The following is a 23,090-nucleotide window of genomic DNA, read 5'->3' as shown; positions in this document are numbered from 1 at the left end:
GTTCGTCGAGCTGGCGAAGATGAGCTCGGGGTTTCACCGGCCCTGGGTCAACCTGCCGACGTCCGTGGCGGACTTCGAGGCGTATCTGGCGCGCTTCGACCAGGTCGGGGCGGTCGGAATGGTGGTCTGCCCGCGGGACGGGGACGACCTTGCCGGGATCGTCAACATCAACGGGATCGTGCGCGGCCCGTACCAGCGCGGGGTGCTGGGGTACGCGGCCTTTCAGCCTTATGTCGGACGCGGTTACCTGACGGAAGGGGTGGCCTTGGCGGTCGGGTACGCGTTCGAGCAGTTGGACCTGCACCGGGTCGAGGCCGATATCCAGCCGGGGAACGCGGCGTCCATCAAGCTCGTCGAGCGGCTGGGATTCCGCCGGGAGGGGTTCTCGCCGGAGTTCATCAAGATCGATGGGGTGTGGCGGGATCATGAGCGGTGGGCCCTCACCAAAGCCCCCTGAGCCCACGTTTAGTGATCTTGCAAACCAGACATACCTGTACGAACAGAAGCGCAGCGCCGTGTCTTGATCTCGGTGGGGGGTCAGCAGGTGGGCGTCCATAGCGACGAGCCCGGCAAGTCGATGGAATGGCCGGGCGCTCTGGACGTGCGCGGGCTCCTCGAAGGCGGCTGGCGTCCCACGCCGATCCGCGACTTCATCCTCAAGGTGCACAGCAGGTGCAACCTCGCGTGCGACTACTGCTACATGTACGAGATGGCCGACCAGGGCTGGCGACGGCAACCCCGGCGAATGTCCCGGCAAGTTCTCGAATGGACGACGCAGCGCATCGTCGAGCACGCACGGACTAATCGGCTTCCGGAGGTCCAGGTCGTCTTGCATGGTGGTGAGCCACTGCTGGCCGGCGTCGACCATCTGCGGTACGCACTGGAGACGGTCACTGCGACCGCCGGGCGGGACGTGGACGTCGGGTTCAGCGTGCAGACGAACGGCGTCCTCCTGGACGACTTATACCTGGACCTGTTCGCCGAGTACGGCGTTTCCGTTGGTGTGAGCGTGGACGGTGACGAAGAGGGGCACGATCTGCACAGGCGGCGCCCCGACGGCCGTGGCAGCTACCGGGCCGTGGTGGACGGCCTGGAGCGTCTCATGGGGCCGCGCTACCGGCATCTCTTCGGTGGCCTGCTCAGCACCATCGAGCTACGCAATGACCCGGTCGTGACGTATGAGTCGCTGCTGGCGTTCACCCCGCCGGAGATGGACTTCCTGCTGCCGCACGGAAATTGGGACACGCCCCCGCCCGGGCGTCCACCGGACGAGTCTGCGCCCTACGGGGATTGGCTCATCGCGATCTTCGACCGGTGGTACGCCGGAGAGGCCGACGTGGTGCGCATACGGCTGTTCAGCGAGATCATCAGACTGCTGTTCGGCCGGATGTCGGCCAGCGAAGCGGTCGGGCTGTCCCCGGTCGCGGTGGCTGTGGTGGAGACCAATGGTGAAATCGAGCAGGTCGACTCGCTGAAGTCGGCGTACGACGGGGCCGCCGGGACGCGGCTGCACGTGTCCCGCGACCCGTTCGACACGGTGCTGTCGCTGCCGTCCGTCGCGGCACGCCAGATCGGCCGCCGGGCGCTGTCGGACCAGTGCCTGGCCTGCCCGGCGCACGAGGTCTGCGGCGGCGGCCTCTACCCGCACCGCTACCGGTCGGGAACGGGCTTTCGCAACCCGTCGGTGTTCTGCCACGACCTGTTCAAACTGATCAGCCACATCCGGGACGTGGTCAGCCGCGACCTGAATCCGGTGCCCGTTGAGGCCCCGGTTGTGGTGGGTTAGATCGGCGGCGGGTCGAAGTCGGCGTCGAGCCGCCGTCCCTCCAGGAACACCAGTGCGTCGGGGTGGTCGAGGGTCAGGGTGCGGCGGTAGCCCTCCTCGGTGGCGGCGAACAGCTCTGCGGCCTCCTCGTCCCTGCCAAGCTCCCGCAGGTTCGCCACGGTGTTCGCTGCGGCGGACAGGGTCGTCGGGTGGTTCTCGCCCAGCAGGGCCTGGAGACGTCGCAGACTGCCGGAGGAGAGCCGGTACGCCGCCTCTGTCTCGCCGAGGGCCGCGAGGTCGGTCGCCAGGTTGATGGTGATCGTGAGGGAGTAGTGGTGGTCACGGCCGAGCTTCGGCTCCAGGCCCGCGAGGGCGTCTTCGTTGATCTTCCGGGCGATCTCCGGGTCTCCGGTGATCCGCCGCAATAGGGCCAGATTTCCGGCGCAGCCGTGGTTGTAGGGATGCTCGGCGATGTAGACGCGCGGGTAGCGGCGGACGGTGTCGTCCGCGAGCACTAGGGCGTCCTGGAACTGGCCCGTGGTGCGCTGGATGTTGGACAGGCAGATCGCCGCCGCGAGCGTGTCGGGATGGTCCAGTCCGAGCGTCCTTACGTAGCGCTGATGGATCTCTTCGGCAAGCTCCATCGCACGGTCGTAGTCGCCGGCTCGACGCCAGGCAATCGACAGATCCTTGCCTGTTCGGAGCGTCCAGGCATGGTCGGGCCCCAGAAGCTCGATCCCGTAGGCGTACGCGTCCTCGCCCAGGTCGCAGGCTTCCGAATAATCCCCGCCGAGCCGGACCGTTCTCGCCAGCCCAGTGTAAATATTGAGGTATGAGGCGGGGTTCGGGGACGGCTCGCTCGCACGAATCTCGCGGATCACCCCTTCGAGTAGCGTGCGAGCGTTGAGGTAATCGCTCTTGAGGCCGTAGTCGAGCGCCACACTGTTGACGGCGCGCCAGGTAGGCCAATCGTCTTTCCCAAGCGTCAGCTCGAACCGGCGCAGCGTCTCTTCGTCGATCTCGTGCGCCTGCCAGAAGTCGCCGCTGGCTCGGAGGTCGGCCGCCCGTCCGCGCAGGGCGCGCAGTGCGATGCGGTGGTCAGGACCGAGTGCCTTTTCGGCGGCTTGCAGTGTCTCCAAGTTGCTGGTCACGGCTTCGTCGTACTGGCCCAGTTCACGTAGAAGGTCGCCCAACTCCACCCTCATCTCCAGGACATTCTCATGGTCCGAGCCGGAGACCGACGACCACTCCCGGATGAAGGACTGCGCAAAACTTCGGGCGGATTCGTAGTCCGCCGAGGCGTACAGGAACCTGACCATGTTGATCGCGAAATTCCGCACCTGCGGCTCTTGGCAGATCGCGATTCTGGAAGGCCCGAGGTGGCCGAGCGCATTGAGGTAACCGGTCCAGTTGGCTGCGTCGCCCGGATCCTCCGGGGTGTACTCGGTCAGCAGTAGATGGACTTCGTGGCGGAGCCGGTCCTGCTCGGCCGCGGGCAGCTCGTCGCGAATGAGCGCTTGGATCAGCCGGTGAACCTGGATCGTCCGGGCGGGAACGTCCAACCTCGCCAAGGCGAAGCGATTGAGTTCGCCGATGGCCCGGCCCAGCCGGATCGGGTCGGCGATGAGCTTGGATAGCTCGGGGCTCAAGCCGGGGATCACCTTGTTGAAGGCGTCCCGTGGAATCGGCTCCGGACCGAAGAACGCACAGTAACGCAGCAGATCCAGGGCCTCGGGAAGCTTCTCCTCAAGGCTGGCCACCGAAAGAGCCCAGGCGGCCGTCATCGAGGCGGGGTATTCGCTCGGTCGCCCTTGAGAGAGCAACTGGCTGGTGCGTTGCGTCAGGAGGCGCAGGTACTCCGAGACCGTGATGCCGGTCTCCGTGTGGAGCGCGCCCGCCTGTTCGAGTGCCAGTGGAAGATCTCCGAGCTCCTCGGCGAGCCGATCTGCATCCTCCGGGGTGATCCCCTTCGGTACCCGCCTGGTGAGGAACTCCACGCTCTCCTCGCGGGTGAAGACGTCGATGGGGACGGCGTCCACAATGCTCGCCCACCGGTGGTTGCGGGACGTGATCAACACGTGCCCTGGCCCCTGCGGGAGGATGTCCGTCAATTCCTCTGGCTCGTCGGCGTTATCGAAGATGAGCAGCCAGTCGGTGTAGGGCTCACCTCGCCGGAGCGCCTCCAGCACGGCGTTGGCCGCATCCTCGACGCCGCTCACGGAAGCGGACGGAAGACCGAGATACGTTGCCAGGCTGGCGAGCGAAGAACGTACCAGAACGGGCTGGTCGGCCGGGATCCACCAGACGAGGTCGTAGTTGGCCTGGTAGCGATGGGCGTACTCGACCGCCATCTGTGTCTTCCCGACGCCACCAAGGCCGTGCAGCGCGTGCGGCAGCACTGCCGTGACCCGATCGCCCAGCCCTTGATGCAGGCGCTCGAGCAGATCTGTGCGTCCGGTGAAGTTCTTGTTCTTGGGAGGGATCTTGCCCCAGACCTGAGGAATCCTGGGAGGCGGGCCCGGCTGTGTACTTGTCACTCGATCCCCCTGCGTCATGCCACTGCCCACCGGGGGCACCTGCATCACGACGTGGTCAAGAATTACGTGCTACGAAGATAGAGTAATGATGCCGATCATTCCAGCCTGTGTCGCGTGACGCGTTGATCGGCATGACTATTTCGGATGTCGATAATATGGGTATACCGCATTCCGAAATCAGGGGACGTCGTTAGGTCTATGGTAAACGGTTCGAAACTGAGAAGATGGCGATGGTCGCCTACTTGCCGCGGGTGCCGCAGAGGTCAACTCGAACGCGGCTCGCACCCTCGGCGCAGAGGAGAGTTAGATGCACCATGCCGCCTCCCACCTCCGGAACTCCTTCCTCCTGGCAAGCGACACGATTTCGGTCGCCCCTGCGTCGCGTAACGGTCCGGGCCTTGCGCGGGTGAAGATCGAGCTGGCCAGGCCAGGACGCATCGGCGCCGAATTCGATAACCGGTCGACTCGGCCCCGTGGTGTGCAGAGGATGGACGCGGGCCGGCGTTCGTGACCGGCTAAGGCGGGCCGGCGGCGACCTCGGCGAGCGGATCGTTTCGGATCGTCCCCATGGGGAACCAGCGATGAGTTAGGCTCATGGAACCTGGGGCATTCCCCATCCTATGCCGATGGAAATCTCCAGCGGACAACCGCTCATGGGGACGGAATGATGACCGCGCAGTCTCCTCTCGGCCCGCGAGGTCCCCATGTGCGCATGCGCCCTTTCGATGAGGCCGACCGAGAGATGTTCCACGGCCGCAATCGTGAGACGCGTGAGGTCGCCGAAGCCTGGAAGTCCAACCGGCTTGTGATCCTTCACGGCAGTGCCGGTGTCGGCAAGACCTCGCTGCTGTGTGCGGGCGTTGTCCCACTGCTGAGGGAAGAGGGCGTCCACGTATTGCCCGTGGCCCACGCGGCGCACCGGTCGTCGTTTCCCGTGGCGGCGCTGCCCGAGCACGACCCGTTCCGGCTCGCTGTACTCGCGGCGTGGCACACGCGCGCGTCGCCGGCCCGTGTCTCCGAACTACCGATGGGCACGTGGCTGCGTCGGCACCCTCGCATCGACCGGTTCGGTGACGCGCTGCCGATACTCGCAGCCATCGACGATGCGGGGATGCTCCTACGCCGGTCGGAACGGCATGAAGGACATCGCCAGGACTTCCTCGCCGAGTTGGCCAAGGCCATACGGGAGGTACCTGACCTGCATCTGCTGCTCGTGGTCCGCGACGGCATGCTCCCCGAGGCGATGGACGTCGCCGATGAACTCGGCCAGGCGACGCCCGCCATCTATTCTCTAGACCCCCTGACTCCCGGAGTAGCTCGAGAGATCGTGCAGGCGTTCTCTCACCTTCCCACGGGGGTGCCCGAGAAGATCACGGCCGGTGCATTGGTCGACGAGCTCAGGACGGCACGGCTGGGAAGCTACGTGCAACGGACCTCGACTGTTCACCCCGTCCTGCTGCAGCTGGTTCATCGGCACCTAGGGCCACAGCTATCCGATGACGTCGGGATCCCTACAGAGAATTTGCGCTCTGAGGTCGACGCTGCGCTTAGGGATCACTGCGCGCAGAGCCTCTCCATGATCGCCGCCGACCACAGCTTTCCGGCGGGCGACCTGTTCGCCTGGTTCCGCTCCGTCTTCGGTGGGCCGCAAGGACGCGCGGGCGTCTCCGCGGAAGCATGCGAAGACGTGCCAAGCGCGGTGATCGAAGCAGTGCAGGATGCTCACCTCATCCGCGCCCGTACACGGGACGGAAGCCTGTACTACGAGGTGCTGCATCCCAGACTCGCCGAACCGATCACGCAACTCGGCGATCATGCCGTCCCCATCCGCAGACCTGGGCCCGTGGTACGTCTGAGCCAGGCGCACCGGGCCCTGGCCGACGGCAACGCCGAACTTGCGCGCCGCCATGCGGAAGCGGCCATCCGGGCCTGCGGCGAGGGAGACCTCAGGACCAAGGCGAACGCCGCCTCCTTCCTCGGTGACATCGCCTACGAGCGCGGGGATGCCGATGCGGCTGTGCGGCACTACCGGGATGCGGCGGCGATATTCGAGGCCGTCCCGGACAATGCCGCGGTCGGCTGGCTCCTGACCGGAATCGGCCGGATCCTCTTGGCACGTGATTCCGGGCAGGCCGTGCAGCAGCTCCGGGCCGCGGCCGGCAGGCTCCCACATGAGCTGTCGGTCCAGGCCGCTCTCGGCCGTGCGCTTCTGGAGTCCGGACGCACGCACGCCGCCCGCGCGGTGTTCGAGGACGTCCTGGGACGCGACAGCAATAACCGCGAGGCGCTGCGCGCGAAGAGGGCCATGTCCGGTATCGCGTGAACGCGACCACCGCCGGCCGCGTATCTCCTACGATGGCGATCGGGGCCGGGGGCGCCGTTACGCAGCGGTAGCAATTTTTTGATAACTATAGTGTTGCGATGCCTTCAATCCGGTATCCGACCTTTCCGGTTGAAGAGAACCTAGATGCTCCATAGCGATGACGCGAATCTTGCTTGGATATTCTTCCCCTAAGGATATCAAGATAGGTGTGTGTCTGGTTTGGGGCATTTCCCCATAGATGGGGTTCGGTGTCTGCTTGAGACCCGTATGGGTGCGGAGTTACTTGAATGGTAAGGGGTGTCGTGGAGCGGCGTCCCTTGTCTTGACGCGTCCGGACGCCGAACGCCTAAAGCCGGTGGGTTGGAATCCATTAAATTTCACGGAGCGGCGTCGCAACTTCGCGATTTTCTCCGGTGCGTCGGCGATATCACAGACTGGTTCCATGAGCGTGGCGGCCGCCGGGCCGCTGCTCGCGCTCGCCATCACGGGATCTCCAATAGCCGCGGGATGCGTCACCGCGGCCAGCGTGCTTCCCGCGCTCCTCCTTCAATTGCCTGCGGGAGCTCTGGTCGACCGTATGGACCGGCGCAAGGTGATGTGGGCGAGCCAACTGGTGCGCATGGTTTCGGCGGTCCTCGCCTTCGCATGCCTTGCCTTCTCCTGCGATTCGGTGATCGTCCTGATCGTCGCCGCACTGATCGACGGCTCCTGCTCGGTGTTCTACGAGGTCGCGGAGATCGCGGCGGTTCCGGACCTGGTCTCGAAGAAGTCGCTGAACCTGGCGATCGGCAGCAACGAGGCAAAACAAAACGCTTCCATGCTTTTCGGTCGTCCGTTAGGTGGCGCGTTGCTCGCTGTGGCGCCCATGATGCCCTGGCTCGTGGCCGCCGGTACGTCTTTCGTTTCGCTACTCGCCCTGCTGGTAATAGGACGCCCGAGACGCAGTGCCGTACCCGGAAGTCGCAAGGTCGGCCATCGGATGGCCGAGCGGAGCAGGCGAAGCCGTGGCGCCGCGGCCCGTACAGGGGCCGGCGGCGACGCCAAGGTTGCTGGCCTGCCACTGCGCGGTGTGCTGGACCGCCTGATGCGCGACGCCTTCTCGCGAACCGTGCTGGTGGTCTGCATTCTGGCGAACTTCCTCTTTCAGGTGATCGTACTTCTCCAAATCTTTCTGGCCGAAGAGCGAGGGATGCCGAGTTACCTGGTCGGTATTCTGCTTGCATGCTCCGGACTCGGAGGGTTTGTCGGCGCAGTCGGATCTCCCTTGCTCCTCCGTAAACCGCCATCCGTATCAGTGGTCCTGTGCGTACTGGCCTGGGTGCCGCTGGCCTGGATAATAGCCTTGAAGAACGATCCTGTCATCGGCCTTCCGGTGTGGGGAGTTTGCAGTGTCATCGGCGCGCACATTAACGTGGCCCTGCGTGCTCACCAGGCGAACACTTTTCCCAGCGAACTGCTGGGCAGGGTGACGGGTATCACTCGATTTCTGAGCGTGGGGGCGGTCGGACTGGGTGCTCTCAGCGGCGGCTGGCTCATTCACTTGCTGGGGGCACGGGGTGCCGCCTTGTTTATCGGCATGGCCTTCACCTCTCTCGCCATAATTCTGTTGAGTTTGCTCCCATTTGCCGCGATCCATAAATTTCTTCTCTTCGTTGTCGCGATCATACGGAGTGGAAAGCGGGACGTGGCGGCTCGGGCGCAGGCTGCTCAAGAGCCGGATGTGGGTCCTACCGCCGAGCCGGAAGGCTGGTCGGAAGGCCGACACGCCCCTGCTGCACACGGCTCAGCGCCTGGGGGGACGGCTGCCGACGCGGCGCGGGCCTCCGAAGCCGCGCCCGACATCGCCTTGAATGTGTCTTAGGACGCTGTTATCGACGCCTCTGTGCGTCATAGTGTGGCGGTTGGTTCACGGGCGTCCAGGCAGTGGTCGGCGGGCAGTGGCCATCGTCGTATGCGTGGGCAGGGGCGGAGGCACGGGGTTGTGAGCACGTCGCTGAACGTCGACGACCGGCATCGGTTAGTCAGAGCGATATTGCGCATCGACGCGATGAGCGTTCGGCGGGAGCGAGCCGTCCACCTCTCGGCACTGGAGCGAGACCTCGGGCACCGCCTGCACTACGTGCACCACGACAAGGAAATGCTGGACGTGTGGGCCCTCGTGGACGCTCTTCTCAACTATCCCGGAGCGGCGCACTCCCTGGTGAGGATCCTGCAGACCTTCTATCCGAAAAGCTTGTCGGTTCGGGCGCTCGACGAGCTCGTTGCCGAACTGCTCCCGGAGCCGTGGCTCGATCAGGGGGACCGGCGCGAGCTCCACGAACTGATCACGTGGCTGGAGCGGGTCGATCCAGGGATGACGCATCTCGGCAGGTTCCCGATGCTGTACCGGCGGGCGGTCGGGCCGGCCTGGCCGGCCCTGGACCGGGAGATCCACAGCATGCACGACGTCGTCGCTCTCCTGGAGGAAATGCCGGCGGGGGCTGAGGGCACGCCGCCACTGCTCGTCTTCGTGAGCGATCTGGCCGAGGACGCAGGCCACCCGACGGCTCCGGCTCTTCGTGACTGGGTGAGCCGTCAAGCGGAGGCGCAGGGACTGGACATGGCGCGATTTGAGCGCCGCTTCACACCGATCGAAGCGCGCAGCGAGCCGGAGCCCTCCGAGAGCTACCTCGTCATCGAATGCTCGCCCGACGCGCTGGAAGAGGACCGCTACCTGGTGACCGCGTGGCTCCAGGTGGGGCGCGAGCCCGGGAGCACGCTGGAGTGCGGCGATGAGCCGCTGCCGCTCAGCCGGATTCCCGAGCTGCTGGAGTGGTTGCTCACATCGGACAATTCCGTTGTAGGCAGGCGCAACCCGGATCTTACGATCGAATTCATTCTGCCCCGCTCGTTGCTGGACCACCCGTTCGAACAAGAAATGATCAGCATCGCCGGGGTCGAGTACCGCATCGGCATCAAGTATCCGGTGGTCGTACGGAGCCTCGACAGGATGCGCCTGGCGGCCGTCCACCCCGACTGGCGGCACAAGTGGGAGTGGCTGTCGAGTCACTCGGCCGACGTCCCGGTGTGCCTGGTGTCCCGGCGCGGCGAGTACGGCAGGGAGGAACTGCTCTCCCATCTGTCGGACGCGTCCAAGGCCGTCCTCGCCCTGGCCTTTCCGCCGTGGGGCGGCGCGGAGGATGAGACGGACGAGCATTGGGTCGGACTGGTCGCCGGTATCCCCGTGGTCGCCTGGTGCCGGGACGGGCGCGACCCCGCCCAGTTCGCCAGGGAGGCGAAAGACCTTCTTGCAGAAAACCTCATGGGGCTGCCGCGCAGGGCGTTGGAGCTGCGACGACGTGCGTTGAAAGGCGAGGGCGCCGGTGTCGGGCACCTCGGCCTGCATCTGACCCTCCTGTTCGACGATGCCGACCGCATCCCCGAACCGTACGTGCGGCTTCGACCCCCCGCATAGGACCGTATTTGGGAAGGCGTCCATGACCACTGAACCTGAGATCACCGGCCTCGCCGGGGACTGGCGCATCTATCGAGGCGACAGTCGGCCGCATGACCGGGCGAGGCGTCTGCCGCCGCCTCCTCCGTGGCGCCGATTCAGCCCGGAGGCCGGTGCTGACGGCCGTCGGGAGCGCGACCTCCAGCAGGCGATCTCCTACCGGCCGGACGAAGCGGTGATCGACCGGGTGAACGCCGCCGTCCTACTGCGGCGTCCCTTGCTGGTGACGGGCAAGCCCGGGTCCGGGAAGTCGACCCTTGCGCACAACGTCGCCTACGAGTTGGGGCTCGGGTCGGTCCTGTACTGGCCGATCACCAGTACCACCACGCTCCAGAGCGGGCTGTACCACTACGACGCGATCGGCCGCCTCCACGAGACGAGCCTGCGCGGCGCGGGCGGCCGGGAGGACACCGCCGAGCCGCCGGACATCGGGCGCTACATCCGTCTCGGGCCGCTGGGCACGGCCCTCCTGCCCGGTGATCTGCCGCGTGTCCTGCTGATCGACGAGCTGGACAAGAGCAACATCGACCTGCCGAACGACCTGCTCAACGTGTTCGAGGAGGGCAGATTTCCCGTCCCGGAACTGCAGCGGCTCCCGGAGGAGCAGTCGCGGGTCCACGTGATGACCGCGGACGGCGGCCCGCGGGTGCCCATCGACCGCGGTGAGGTGCGGTGCCGGAACTTCCCCATAGTGATCATTACCAGCAACGGGGAGCGTGAGTTCCCACCCCCGTTCCTGCGCCGGTGCATCCGGCTCGCGATCGAGCCGGCCGGCCCGGAGCGGCTCGCCGAGATCATCGAGGCGCATCTCGGGGTGGACGCCAGGGCCGCCAGCGAGGAGATCATCGAGGAGTTCCTGGTCCGCAGGTCGGAGGGGGCGCTCGCTACCGACCAACTGCTCAACGCCGTCTATCTCGCGACCTCCGGAAGCAGGCCGCCCGAGACGAAGTTCAAGGAGATCCTCGACGCCGTGCTGCGCCCGATCGAGCGGCCCGGCGCGGGATGACCGAGCAGTTCGTCGAGGCGATGCGGGCGCTCGCCCCCGAGCCCACGGCCGGGGAGCTGGCGGACGCGCTGTGGCTCGCCGATTGGCTCCGCGTCCACGACGGCCCTGTCCGCGAGGCGGCTCCCGGCCAGGAGGGACCCGAGGGGGGCGCACTCGCGGAGCGGACGGCGCCCCCGGCGGAACCGCCGGGACTTCCACCGGCGCCTGCACCGGAGCCCGCGCAGCCGCGGACGGTGGAAGCGGGGCTATACGTGGCCGAGCCGGAGGTGCCCGCCACGGTCTTCCCAGTTCGGTTGCCCGCGGCCCCGGCGATCTCGCATCCCCTTTCCCTGTCGCGCGCCCTGCGTTCGTTACGCGCCACCGTCCCCTCGCTGACCCGCAAGAACCTCGACGAGGAGGCGACCGCGGACCGGATCGCCGAAACGGGTGTGTGCGAGCCTGTGCTGGTGCCGGAGCAGGAACGCCGGCATGACCTGGCGCTGGTCGCGGACGTCGGCCCGTCCATGGTCGTCTGGCGGCAGATGGTCGAGGAGTTCCGGGTGCTGTTGCAGCAGCTCGGGGCCTTCCGTGACATGAGGACGTGGTACCTGGACTCGGGGTCCGCCCGGCTTTCCCTGCGCACCGGTTCCGCGTCCGGGGGCGGCGCCGACCGCGACCCCGACGAGCTCGCCGATCCGACGCGCCGGCGCATCATCCTGGTCGTCAGCGACTGCATCGGTCCGGCGTGGCAGGACGGGCGGGCCGCCGCGCTCCTCGACCGGTGGGGCCGCGGCGGCACCGTCGCGATCGCCCAGCCGCTGCCTCAGCGGCTGTGGCGGCGGACCGCGGCGGCCATCGAGCCCGTGCGCTTCGGTGCCTCCGGTCCGGGGGTGGTCAACGAGCAGTTGACCGTGACTCGGACGCACCTGCAGTTGCCCGACGATCGTCCGCAGGGAATCCCGATCCCGGTGGTCGAGTTCAGCGAACGCTGGTTGCGGTCCTGGGCGGAGCTGGTCGCGCGCGGTGGCCGGAACGTCATGGGCATGGCGCTCTTCACCGGGCGGCCGGTCGCGTTCCCGCCGCCGGCCGAGACCGGCCCCGAGGACGTATCGCCGGAGATGCGGGTCAAGCAGTTCCGGGCGTCGTCCACGCCGGCGGCCTTCAAACTCGCCACGTACCTGGCGGCGGCCCCATTGCGGCTGCCGATCATGAGACTGGTCCAGCAGGCGATGTTTCCGTCCTCCACGTCGGTCGACCTGGCGGAGGTCTTCCTCAGCGGAATGCTGCGGAAGGTGCCCCGCCCGTCCGATGGCGACGTGGAGGAGATCGTCTACGAGTTCCATGACGGAGTGCGGGAGATTCTGCTCCAGGGGCTGCGCCGTTCCGAGATGCTCCAGGTGCTGCGCGCGGTGTGGAGCGTCGTCCGTGACCGCATCGGATCGTCTCTGGACTTTCAGGCTTTCCTCTCCGCGGTAAGCCGGGGCGAGGCGCAGATTCCGCCCGACCGGCCGTTCGCGCAGGTGGCGGCTCAGACGCTGGTGATGCTCGGCGGGCGGTACCGGCAGGTCGCTGAACAGTTGACGAGTGAGGCCCCGGTCAACGCACAGCCGTACGAGGAGACCGGGCATGAGGACGGTGTGGTGTCCTCCGGTGCGGCTGGGCGTTTGACCGCCGACCCCGTACCCGAGCCGCGCAGCGACCTGCCCCGACGCAATTCCGACTTCGTCGGCCGCGATCGGCTCCTCACCGCGGTCCGGGCGACCCTGCGTGAGGGTATGGCGGCCCTTCTGCCGCACTCCGGTGCCGGTTTAGGTGGGGAAGGCAAGTCCAATCTCGCGCTGGAGTACGCCTACCGGCACATCGAAGAGTATGACGTCGTCTGGTGGATACCGGCGGAGCAGGCCACGTCCGCGCGAGCGGCGCTGGCGTTGCTGGCGCGTGAGTTGGACATGCCGATGAGCGACGACACCAAGAGCACGGTGGACGATGTTCTGCGGGCCCTGCGCGCGGGTAGGCCGTACGACCGCTGGCTGCTCATCTACGACAACGCCCAGGATCCGGATGAGGTCATCGCGCTGACCCCGCTAGGAGTCGATGGGCCCGAGACCAGGCTGGGCCCTGGGCGCCATGTTCTGGTGACGTCCCGCGATCGTGCGTGGGAACGGCACGCGTCCGTTGTGGACGTCGGTGTGTTCGAGCGGCCGGAGAGCGTGGCGCTGCTCCGGCGTCTGGTGCCGCGACTGTCGGAATCCGAGGCGGACCTGCTGGCCGAGCGTGTCGGCGACCTTCCCCTGGCGGTACAACAGGCCGCGGCATGGCACGCCGTCACCGACCACGCCGTCGAGGAGTATCTGCGCCTGTTCGACCGGCGGCTGTCGGAGCTCACCGAGGCCGACTCCTCCGGTGGGGACCTTCCGAAACCGCTGGCGGCGGGGGTGAGCCTGAACCTGGATCTGCTCCGCGAGCAGGACCCCATCGCCTGGGCGCTGCTGGAACTGTGGGCGGTCCTCGATCCCGAGCCGGTGTCCAGCGGGTTGCTGGCCGCCGGCCGCACGTCCGCGTTGCCACCGGGACTCGAGAACCTGCTCGCGGACGAGCCGCGGCTCCGCGGCGCCATGCGTGACATCTCCCGGTTCTCCCTGGGCAGGTACGACGAAGAGTCGAGCACTCTCCAGGTCCACCGGCTGGTCCGGGCGATCCTCAACGACCGGCTCCCGAGGGAGCGTCTGCGACAGGCCAGGAACCATGTGCACGCGATTCTGGCCGCGGCCACTCCGAACGAAGAACAGGCGGTGGAATCGACGTGGGCGCGCCGTTCAGAGATCACTCCGCACGTCGTTCCGTCCGGTGTCTTCGATGCCGAGGACGACGACATCCGGCGCGTGGGCTTTGACCAGGCGAACTTTCTTTACCAGTCGGGAGAGTACGAGGGCAGCCGCCGGATGGCGGAGATCGCCCTCGCCACCTGGCTGGGCCGCTACGGACCCGACGACGACATGGTCCTCGACATTTCCCGTGTTCTCGCGAACGCATTGCGTGGTCTCGGTGACAACAAGGCGGCCGCCGAGCTCAGCGAGGACAACCTCAAGCGGACGCGGCGAAAGTTCGGCGCCGATCACGAGCAGACGCTTTTCGCCGCCACCGGCTTCGGTGCCGACTTGCGCTTTCGCGGAGAGTTCCGCAGGGCCCATGAGATCGATCTTGAAGCATGGCGGCGCATGACAGGACTGCTGGGACCAGGCGGGCTCGGAACCCAGGTCGCCGCCCATAATCTCGGGCTCGACCTGCGCATCTTGGGCCAGTTCCATAGGGCGAACGAGATCGACCAGGAGGTCTTGGAAAGGCAGAATAAGTTCGACGAGTCCTACCGGCAGCGTTTCCGCGCCACCCACAATCTCGCGCGTGACCTGCACGCTTTGGGACGGTACCACCGAGCGTACGAGATGCAGGCGGAGAGCCTCGCCAATCTGCGCTCGGTCCTCAGTCCGGGGCATGCGATGGTGCTGCAGGCGAAGATGAGCCACGCGGGAACACTGCGGAAACTCGGCCGGTACGCGGACGCGCACCGCTTGGCGACCGAGACGTTCGCCGCTCATGTCCGGCGATTCCGTGAGGAGCATCCGAACACACTCGCCAGCAAGGTATGCCTGGCTCTCGCCACCGACGCGGTCGGGCTACCTGCCGAGGCGTTGCCGCTTATCGACGAGGCACTGGACGGCTACCGCCGGGAGATGGGGGAGGATCATCCCTTCGTTTCGGTATGTGCGATCAACAAAGCGGTCGTCCTCCGGAGGCTGTCGGAGGTGTACGAGGCGCAGGCCATCGACCAGGCCGCGCTGGCGAAGCTCGAAGCCGGTGACCTCGGCCCCGACCACCATTACGCGTTGTGCGCCAAGTCAGGCCTTGCCAAGGACTATTACCTTCTAGGCGAATTGGATGCCGCGATCCAGTTGCTTACCGAGGTGCGGGAAAGATTCGTCACCTCCCTCGGAGAACGGCATCCGTACTCGCTGGCCGTCACGCTCAATCTGGGGCGGGCTCGCGCCGCGACGGCGACCGGCGGGCACGACGTCGACTCGGTCCTGACCCTGCTGGTTCACGCGCTCGGCCGTGACCATCCGGAGGTCCAGGCTGCCGAGCGTGGTGAGCTGCTCGAATGCGACATCGAGCCCACCGCTCTTTGACCCGGTCATCCCAGAGGTCAGCGGCTCTGCGCGGGCTGAGCCGCCAGGGCGAGGTCGTGCTGGACGGTACGTCCGATGTGGCTGATCAACCTCATCAGGTCCGGGCAGTACACGGACGGGTTGAGGTAGCCGTGGCCTTCCCGGTAGCGATGCGCGTAGAGGCCACCCCCGCAGATGTCGCGGACCGCGCACGTCTTGCACATCGGAGCCAGGGCCGCGAGGCCGATCTGGCGCGCGACCACGCCTGGATGCAGCATCGCGTCGTCGAATCGGTGGTCGAAGACGTTGAGGCCGGTGTCGGGGGCGCCCTGGTAGGAGGTCTTCAGCGTGTCGACCTGTTGGAGCGTCCCATCGGTGTCGACGACGAGCATCGCGACCGGGGACAGTCCGATGTTCTCGCTCCGGCTCTGCCCGCCGAGCAGGAGATTGATGATCTCCTCGAACAGTCGCACGCCGGTCTCTCTGCGCGGCGCGTGGTACCAGCGGTCGAACACCGCGATGAGCCATTCGGCATAGGGCGTGCCGCCGCCTTCGGTCGGTCGTCGGGGTGGCGGTGTCGTCCAGGTTCCGTGGGGAAGCAGGAAATCGATGCGCGGGGGCCGTGTCTCGATGAGCGCCTCGTACGTCCGGACCGGATCGTTGTCAAGGTCAACAGTGCAGAGCAGCCCGTGGTAGAGCCTTCGGTAGGAGTTCGTGAGCCGGGCCAACCCGCGGATGACCTCGGAGTGACTCCCGCGTCCGTTGGCGTGGATACGGTGCCGGTCGTGCCCGGCACGGTCACCGTCGAGGCTTACGGAGATGCCGACCTCGTGCTCGTCGAATATCGCCAGCATCTCGTCGGTGAGGAGCACGCCGTTCGTCTGCAGACACACCTCGACCTTGCAGATGGGAGGCAGGGCCGCACGGAATCGTCCGACGGCGGCAGCTAGGTTGGCCTTTCCCGCCAGCAGCGGTTCGCCCCCATGGAGGACGACCGTCACCTTGGTGAGATCGTGGTCGCGGGCGTGCTCGGCGAGCCTTGCGGCCGTGGCGGCGACCACCTGGGGCGGCATTGATCTCGGCCTGTCCCGCCACGATCTGTCCGCGCTCTCGTAGACGTAGCAGTAATCGCATGCCAGGTTGCACCGGCCGTGAATCTTCAGGACGAGTTCGGAGAAGGGCAGCGGGCGCCATCCACCGGCCATCAGGGCGGCGACGTCGAGGCCGTTGGACGGCCATTCGCCGGACTCTGCCACGGTGGCTCAGCCGCGGGTGTCCGCCGGCGGTCCCGTCAGGTTGTTGTCGAAGGATGCTCGGGCGGGCCGGGGGGCATGGCGCTCGGCGCTGGCGCGTTGCAGCGCCGCGCTCAGCACCGATCCCTCGGCGGGGCGCGCCGCGTTCAGCTCGGAGAGGGCGGGCGGAGCCCAGGTGAAGGGGTCCACGTGGTCACCAGACTCTGAAGCGCTGCCATGAGTGACCGGCACGGCCGTCTCCCCCTCTAATTCCGCCTATTGGAAAAGTGTCGCGTTTCCTATGTGGTCTCAGGGGCACCAGTTAAGCCGCGACCTGACGAACTATACGGATCCGCGATGCCGCGATGCGAGACGATGGGCGGGGGACGCGCCAAAGATTTTCAGGCGGTGCCCCGGCGCCGAGGACACTCGGGACAGTCGGGTGTTCAGGGGGACGAACCACGGCCGTATTGGGCGCCGGACGACCGTGGCGGGTGACGCAATCTCCTTGCGGGCGGGGGCGCAGGGTTGCAGAGTGGAGTCGGCAGCGACCATCGGTGAGGTGCCCGTGACGGAGACCGTGCGCCCGGCTTCGGGGCGGTGGAGGCCGAGGGGGATGTGCTCGTTCCTCGTCTGTGACATCGCCGGGTTCAGTGATCCGTCCCGCGTTGATCCGGTCCGGGTGCGGGTGCGGAAGGCCATGTACGACGGGCTTGAGCGGAGCCTGGCGGAGTTGGGCCTGCGACCGCACGAGTGGTACGAGGAGGACCGCGGGGACGGGGTGATGGTCGTCCTTCCGCCGAGCGTCACGGTCGAATCGCTGCTGACGGCGGTGGTCGGGCGGCTGCGCGCGGAGGTGCGGCACCACAACGGGGCGGCGAGCGAGACGGCGCAGATGCGGCTGCGCGTCGCCGTCAACGTGGGGGAGGCCGAGTCGGACGGGCGCGGCATCGTCAGTACCGCGTTGACGCACGCGTTTCGTCTGCTCGATGCGGCGCCGCTGAAAGAGGCGGTGGCCGAGGCCGAGACCGGGATCGCGGTGATCGTGTCGCGCCGGGTGTACGAGGACGTCGTCGCCCATGGCCGGGGGCTGGTCGATCCCGGGGACTACTACCGGGTCGAAGTGCGGGTGAAGGAGACCTCCGACCTGGCGTGGATCATGGTCCCCGGAGGGCGGCCCGTCCGGCGGGCCGAGGCTCCGGCGGTGGTGGAGCCGGAGCGGCCGGTGCACGGGGCCGGCGGGCGCCCCCTGGAAGCGGCGGACGTGTCGCCGGTGTCGCTTTTCCGGATCGTGGACGCCCTGCTGGACATCGGGCCGCTCCGAGCGGAGCGCGGCCGCGACCAGCTGGTCGGCGCGTTGTCGGCGGATATCGCGGGTGCCGTGCCGCGCAAGGCGGAGGCTCGGCTCGATCTGTACGCCATCGTGCGGACGTGCCTGGACTACCCGGGCGGGCTTCAGGATTTCCTGCAGACCGTCCGGGGGTTCGTGGGGGAGTCGATGGCGGTGCGGCGGTTGGAGCAGACGATCGCTCGGGCCCTGCTGCAGGAAGAGGACGGCGGGTGGTCCTGATCAGGGGCGGGTGATCGTGGCCATGGCGCGGTCGGGTTCCCAGTGGGCGCGGAGGGACGTGATCAGGCCCGCATCGTCGACCCGGTAGATGAGGACGCAGTCGATGGTCATCGTGGAGCCGTCGTCCGTGGTGGTGGTGATGGTCGCGACGTTGGCGCAGCAGTCGCCGTTGGCGAAGGAGTCGGCGATGGTGAAGCGGAAGCCTGCGATGGTGGAGACGAAGGTGTCCCAGAATGCGCCGATGGCGTCGTGACCGCGGTGCCCGTTGCCGGACGGGTCGAGGAAGGACGGGCCGACGGGGTCCTCGACGAGTGCGTCCGGGGCGAACAGCCGCAGCCAGTCGTCCTTGCGGCCGCCGATCACGGCCGTCATGGAGGCGCGGGCGGCCCGCCGGGCCGGGTGGTCGGCGTCCGGGGCGTCCCAGGTGATGGCGTCCATGGCTCGGACTGTAACGTGTTCTCGTTCAGCGGTCGACCTTGGCCATGACCGTCTCGGCGAAGCGTTCGAGGTGCTCGATCTTCTTGGCCAGCGGCTGGGTGTCCGGGCCCTTGGCGTAGGGCATCCGGAAGCCGACGATGACGTCCGTGACGCCCTTTTCCTCCAGGCGCTTGACGCCGTCGGGCGTGTAGGCGTCCATGGAGATCACATGGATCTCGAACGGGTCGCCCGCCTTGCCCTCGGCCTCGCGGACGCGGTTCAGCTTCGCCAGGAGGGCGTCGAGGTCGTCGCCGCCCGCGTGCATCCAGCCGTCGCCGCGGACGACGGCGCGGCGCAGGGCGGCCTCGCTGTGCCCGCCGACCAGGATCGGGAACGGCTCCGCCGGGGTGATCTTGATGGCGGGGATGTCGTAGAACTCGCCGTGGTACTCGAAGAAGCCGCCGCGGCTCAGGCCCCGCACGACGTCGATGGCCTCGTCCATCCGCTTGCCGCGCCGCTCCCACGGGACGCCCATGACCGCGAAGTCCTCGGGCCACGGGCTGACGCCCACGCCGAGGCCGAGCCGTCCGCCGGTCAGGCACGCGACCGACGTGGCCTGCTTGGCGACCAGCACGGGCGGACGTACGGGGAGCTTGAGGACGAACGGCGTGAAGCGGATCGTGCTCGTCACCGCGCCCATGGCCGCGATCAGCGTGAACGTCTCGATGAAGTCCTTGTCCTCAAGGAACTCGCGGCTGCCGTCCGCGGTGTAGGGGTACACCGAGTCGGACTCCTTCGGATACGCGAGCGAGTCGGCCACCGACATGCTCGTGTACCCCGCCGCCTCCGCGGCCTGCGCCAGCGGGAGGTAGAAGGACGGGTCGGTCATCGCCTCGGCGTAGGTGAACCGCATCCCCGAATACTAGAACCTGTTCCATTTTTCCGCCATAGCCGCCCGCCGGACGGATCACCGCCATGACCGACCCGCGGACCTGGGAGCGGCTCGTCGCCGAGGGCACCGAGCGGCGGTTCCGTCCGGACGAGGCCCTGCTGCACCAGGGCGACCCGCCCTCGCACGTGCTGGTCCTCATGGAGGGCAGGGTCAAGGTTCTGCTGACCCTTCCGGACGGCGAGGTCCTGCTGCTGGCCGTCCGCGGGCCGGGGGAGCTGCTGGGGGAGATCGCCGTGCTCGGGGAGGACGGCCGCTCGGCGACGGTCATCGCGGTCGACGCGTGCGTCACGCGCGTCCTGCCCGCGGAGAGGTTCCGCCTCCTGGTGCGGTCGGCGGGGCTGGAGGCGGAGCTGCTGCGCCGTGCCATGCGGCGGATCCGCGAGGGCGAGGTCTGGCGGGCCGAGACCGCGTCGCTACCCGCTGGTCCGCGCGTGGTGCGGGCGCTCGTCCGGCTCGCCGTGCCCGGTCCGGACGGGCCAGTGGACGTGGGGCTCGGCCAGACGGAGATCGGCCAGGCCGTGGGGCTGTCCCGCAGCATGGTCGCCGCCGAGCTCGCCCGGCTCCGCGCCCGGGGCATCGTCACGACGGCGCGCCGGCGGATCGTGATCACCGACATGGCGCGGCTGCGGGCGCTGGCCGAGACGGGCCACGGGCCTGTCTGATTTCCGACACTTCTCCCGCCGGTCCGCGTGCAGGGTGGTGGCCGAAACCGCCGTCCGAACCGCCGTCCGGCCCACCGGGAGATCGCCATGGAAACGTACCGCTCCGTTCTCGTCGTCGATGCCGAGAAGTTCAGCGCCCATCGCGATGCCGAGCTGCCGGGCGTCCACCTGGAGATCCGGCGCGTGCTGGCCGCCGCCTGCGACAGGAGCGGCCTCGGGGAGGTGTGGGCCGGGGTCCGCTTCATGGAGAGCACCGGGGACGGGGTGCTCGCGGTCCTGCCGCACGAGGCCCTGTCCGCGCTGATCGATCCGTTCCCGCGGTATCTCCAGGAGGCGCTGGCGGAAGCCGCGCCGGGGCTGCGGGCGCGGGGGCTGCGGCTCAGGCTCCGCGTCGCGCTGCACGTGGGGCTGGTGGACGACGAGCACCCGGACGCGCCCGGCATCTCCACCGCCACCATCGACGTCTGCCGGCTGCTCGACGCCGCGCCGCTGCGGGACGCCCTCGCGCACAGCGATCCCGAGGTCACCTTCGCCGCGTTCCTCATCTCCGGTGACGTGTTCAACGCCTACGTCGCCGGCGGGCGCAGCGGGCTGCGCGAGAGCCAGTTCACCGAGGTCGAGGTCAAGGTGAAGCAGTACGCACGGGCCGCCTACCTGTACGTGCCGACGCCGTCCGGCGGGCGCGGGTTCCGGCCGCCGGAGGAACCGGGCGGCCCGCCGCCCCCGCCGCCGGGCGGGGGGACTTCCATCAGCGGTGTCACGATCACTGGTGAAGGGGCGCAGACCGCCTTCGGCAACACCGTAGGCGGCGATCTTCGCCAGGAGCGGCCGTGACGACGATCGAGGACGTCACGATCACCGGTGACGGGGCGCAGACCGCGTTCGGCAACACGGTGTCGCGCGATCTCGTCATCACGCAGCTCAACTTCGTCCGCGGACGTCCCTCGATGGTCCTGTCGGAGGGGGAGATCCGCGACCGGGTCGCGGGTTATGTGCCCGCGCTCAACCACGACCACATCGTGGCCGCGCTGAGGCACCGCAACGCCGTCGCGCTCGCCGGGCCGCCGGGCGCCGGGGTGACGACCACGGCGGTGGCGGCGCTGCGGGAGTTGCGTCCCGGCCTCCCGATCCGGCTCTTCTCCACGGATGAGGACGACATGGAGGAGATCTCGGGCGCGCCGCACGGGTACCTGGTCCGCGCCGCCGATGAGGAGGAGACGCGGCTGCGCGCGTGCCTGGAGGCGGTGCGCGCGTCCGGCGGGTTCCTGCTCGTGGTCGGGACGGAGGCGGATCAGCGGCGGTTCGCGGAGTTCCTCCCGGCGATCCCGGTGCGGCCGCCGGCCGCGGACGCGGTCTACCGGCGGCGCCTCGAACGCTGCGGTCTCGACGGCACGCACTGGCCGGGGTGGCCGCGGGCCAAGGAGCTGCTGAGCGACGCCTCGCCGGGCGACGGACGCCGCCTCGCCGACCTCGTCGCGGCGACCGGGGACGAGGGGGAGGCCGAGCGGGCCTACCGGGGGTGGGCCGAGCAGTTGCGCGGCTGGTTCGCCGAGCATCCCGGGCTGCGGGACCGGACGCTCCTGGTGGCCGCCGCGACGATCGCGCCGGCGGACGAGACGAGCGTGTACGGGGCCGCGCTGTCGCTGGCCCGCCAGTTGAAGATCAAGGTCGAGGGCGGCGGGCTGGCGTGGTGCCCGTCCACCGGGCTGAGCAAGCTGCTCGGCGCGGACCGCGAGGACGACGCGCTCGTGTTCCGGCGGCACGGTTTCGCGGACTCGGTGCTGCGGCACGTCTGGGACGACTACCCGCTGGCGCGGACGGACCTGCTGTCGTGGCTGTCCGCCCTGCCGACCGACGACGTGGTGACGCTCCGTCCGGAGCTGCGCGACAAGCTGGTCGGGGTGTTCGCCGACCTCGCGGCCGACCACGGGTACGCGGAGAAGATCGTGCAGATGGCGGAGCGGTGGGCCGGCGACGCGTACCGGGCGGCCGACCTCTCCTACATCGCGCTCGCGCGGACGTGCCTGCACCCGCTCGTGGGAGGCAGGGTCCGCAGGAGGCTCTACGAATGGTCCAGGGTGCGTCAGGCGCCGCAGACGCTGAAGCTCACGGTGGTGAGCGTCTGCCAGGTGCTCGGCCAGACGCACGTGACGATCGCGCTGACCCGCCTCAAGCACCTCGCCACCTACGGGAACGAGCAGGTCCAGGACGAGGTGCTGGACGTGGTGCGCGCGCTGGCGGAGAAGCATCCGCGGGCCGTCGTGCAGGCGGCGATGGACTGGTGCCGGACCTCCGTCCAGCTCGCCTCAGGAGCGGACGCCGCGCGGCGGGCGCGCATGGGGCTGCGGATCCTGCTCGATCTGCCGTCCGTCGATGACCGGCACGTGGTGGCGGTCATGGAAGACCTCGCGCTGCGGGGCGGGGAACCCGTCCGGTCGGTGGTGGTCGAGGGCGCGCGGGAGCTGGCGGTTCGGAATCGGGGGCTCGTGCTCCGGATGGCGCTGGCGTGGGCCGGGAACGCCGACCACCGCCCCTACCAAGCGGCGCTGCCGTGCGTGAAGCTCGGGACGGCCCTGTTCCTTGAGCTGGCGGCCGAGATGGACGCGAACGGGCTCGCTCTGACGCTCACCGGCCCCGGGGCCGTCCCGGCGGCTGCGGGTGCACTGCCGTGGGCCGTTGCGCTGGCCGTGGAGGGGAGTGTCGAGGGCGGGTACGACGACTTTCCCGATGCGGCCTGGCTCTGGCTGGACACGGCCGATGCCCGGCCGGATCTGCGGCCGGGCGTCGTTGAGGTCTTCGTCACGGCGGCGGGAGCCGATCCCATGAGACGGGCTCTCGTGGTCGACTGCGTCCGTGCGTGGCGGCGGGGGCGCGGCGGCTCGCGGGAGGTCGAGGAGGACGTGCTGGTCCGGGTGCTCGACCCCGGGTGGCAGCGGCTGCTGCTGAGGCTGTGGGTGGGGCTGCGGCGCACGCTCGCCGGCGGGTAATGGC

The 23,090-nt window shown here is 68.3% G+C and carries 16 protein-coding genes; 11 read left to right on the top strand and 5 right to left on the bottom strand.

The genetic code is table 11. From position 1 onward, the window contains the following. The coding region (locus E1200_RS14695; RefSeq protein ID WP_131952520.1) for a GNAT family protein at positions 1 to 457 on the top strand (457 nt) is incomplete at its 5' end. Between the two features lie 87 nt (positions 458 to 544). Next, positions 545 to 1,786, top strand: coding sequence for an FxsB family cyclophane-forming radical SAM/SPASM peptide maturase (locus tag E1200_RS14690; protein ID WP_243708565.1), 1,242 nt, complete (start codon positions 545 to 547; stop codon positions 1,784 to 1,786). Here the strand turns inward: E1200_RS14690 and fxsT (E1200_RS14685) are convergent. Next, positions 1,783 to 4,332, bottom strand: coding sequence for an FxSxx-COOH system tetratricopeptide repeat protein (gene fxsT / locus E1200_RS14685; RefSeq protein WP_347813220.1), 2,550 nt, complete (start codon positions 4,330 to 4,332; stop codon positions 1,783 to 1,785). The two genes, E1200_RS14690 and fxsT (E1200_RS14685), sit on opposite strands and share 4 nt — an antisense overlap. A gap of 682 nt (positions 4,333 to 5,014) precedes the next feature. On the opposite strand from fxsT (E1200_RS14685), the gene E1200_RS14680 reads away from it, so the two are divergent. From E1200_RS14680 to fxsT (E1200_RS14660), 5 genes are all read left to right on the top strand, one after another. Beyond that, positions 5,015 to 6,625 carry a tetratricopeptide repeat protein gene (locus E1200_RS14680; protein ID WP_165950314.1) on the top strand — a complete coding sequence of 537 codons (1,611 nt, stop codon included), beginning with the start codon at positions 5,015 to 5,017 and terminating at the stop codon, positions 6,623 to 6,625. A gap of 322 nt (positions 6,626 to 6,947) precedes the next feature. Then, positions 6,948 to 8,486: an MFS transporter gene (locus E1200_RS14675; RefSeq protein WP_165950313.1), complete on the top strand. Its 1,539-nt coding sequence runs from the start codon at positions 6,948 to 6,950 to the stop codon at positions 8,484 to 8,486. A 120-nt stretch (positions 8,487 to 8,606) separates the two neighbouring features. Then, a complete protein-coding gene (locus tag E1200_RS14670; protein WP_131952517.1) occupies positions 8,607 to 10,079 on the top strand; it encodes a hypothetical protein in 1,473 nt (490 codons plus the stop codon). 22 nt (positions 10,080 to 10,101) lie between these two features. Continuing rightward, positions 10,102 to 11,124, top strand: a complete 1,023-nt coding sequence (locus E1200_RS14665; RefSeq protein ID WP_131952516.1) for an AAA family ATPase — start codon at positions 10,102 to 10,104, stop codon at positions 11,122 to 11,124. Next, entirely contained in the window at positions 11,121 to 15,287 is a 4,167-nt protein-coding gene (gene fxsT / locus E1200_RS14660) for an FxSxx-COOH system tetratricopeptide repeat protein (RefSeq protein ID WP_131952515.1), read from the top strand. Before E1200_RS14665 ends, fxsT (E1200_RS14660) begins: the two co-directional genes overlap by 4 nt. A gap of 17 nt (positions 15,288 to 15,304) precedes the next feature. On the opposite strand, the gene E1200_RS14655 is transcribed toward fxsT (E1200_RS14660), so the two are convergent. Next, entirely contained in the window at positions 15,305 to 16,522 is a 1,218-nt protein-coding gene (locus E1200_RS14655; RefSeq protein ID WP_243708564.1) for an FxsB family cyclophane-forming radical SAM/SPASM peptide maturase, read from the bottom strand. 6 nt (positions 16,523 to 16,528) lie between these two features. Further along, positions 16,529 to 16,708, bottom strand: coding sequence for a hypothetical protein (locus tag E1200_RS14650; RefSeq protein WP_131952514.1), 180 nt, complete (start codon positions 16,706 to 16,708; stop codon positions 16,529 to 16,531). 490 nt (positions 16,709 to 17,198) lie between these two features. Here E1200_RS14650 and E1200_RS14645 point away from each other — a divergent pair, with 490 nt between their 5' ends. Then, positions 17,199 to 18,068 carry a hypothetical protein gene (locus tag E1200_RS14645; RefSeq protein WP_131952513.1) on the top strand — a complete coding sequence of 290 codons (870 nt, stop codon included), beginning with the start codon at positions 17,199 to 17,201 and terminating at the stop codon, positions 18,066 to 18,068. On the opposite strand, the gene E1200_RS14640 is transcribed toward E1200_RS14645, so the two are convergent. Next, positions 18,069 to 18,506: a nuclear transport factor 2 family protein gene (locus E1200_RS14640; RefSeq protein WP_131952512.1), complete on the bottom strand. Its 438-nt coding sequence runs from the start codon at positions 18,504 to 18,506 to the stop codon at positions 18,069 to 18,071. A gap of 25 nt (positions 18,507 to 18,531) precedes the next feature. Next, positions 18,532 to 19,398, bottom strand: coding sequence for a TIGR03619 family F420-dependent LLM class oxidoreductase (locus tag E1200_RS14635; RefSeq protein ID WP_131952511.1), 867 nt, complete (start codon positions 19,396 to 19,398; stop codon positions 18,532 to 18,534). A gap of 62 nt (positions 19,399 to 19,460) precedes the next feature. On the opposite strand from E1200_RS14635, the gene E1200_RS14630 reads away from it, so the two are divergent. The 3 genes from E1200_RS14630 to E1200_RS14620 all read left to right on the top strand — a co-directional run bounded on the left by E1200_RS14630 (position 19,461) and on the right by E1200_RS14620 (position 23,086). Continuing rightward, the gene (locus tag E1200_RS14630; protein ID WP_131952510.1) at positions 19,461 to 20,099 is read left to right on the top strand and encodes a Crp/Fnr family transcriptional regulator; all 639 of its coding nucleotides are present in this window, start codon (positions 19,461 to 19,463) and stop codon (positions 20,097 to 20,099) included. An 87-nt stretch (positions 20,100 to 20,186) separates the two neighbouring features. After that, on the top strand, positions 20,187 to 20,933 hold the full coding sequence (locus E1200_RS14625) for a hypothetical protein (RefSeq protein ID WP_131952509.1): 747 nt from the start codon (positions 20,187 to 20,189) through the stop codon (positions 20,931 to 20,933). Then, a complete protein-coding gene (locus E1200_RS14620) occupies positions 20,930 to 23,086 on the top strand; it encodes a hypothetical protein (RefSeq protein WP_131952508.1) in 2,157 nt (718 codons plus the stop codon). Before E1200_RS14625 ends, E1200_RS14620 begins: the two co-directional genes overlap by 4 nt. Positions 23,087 to 23,090 lie beyond the last annotated feature (4 nt).

Origin of the sequence: Actinomadura sp. GC306 (assembly GCF_004348665.1) — a bacterium.
GTDB lineage: Bacteria > Actinomycetota > Actinomycetes > Streptosporangiales > Streptosporangiaceae > Spirillospora.
Note: the sequence above shows the minus strand (reverse complement) of the source record. Positions and strands in the feature narration are given on the sequence as shown.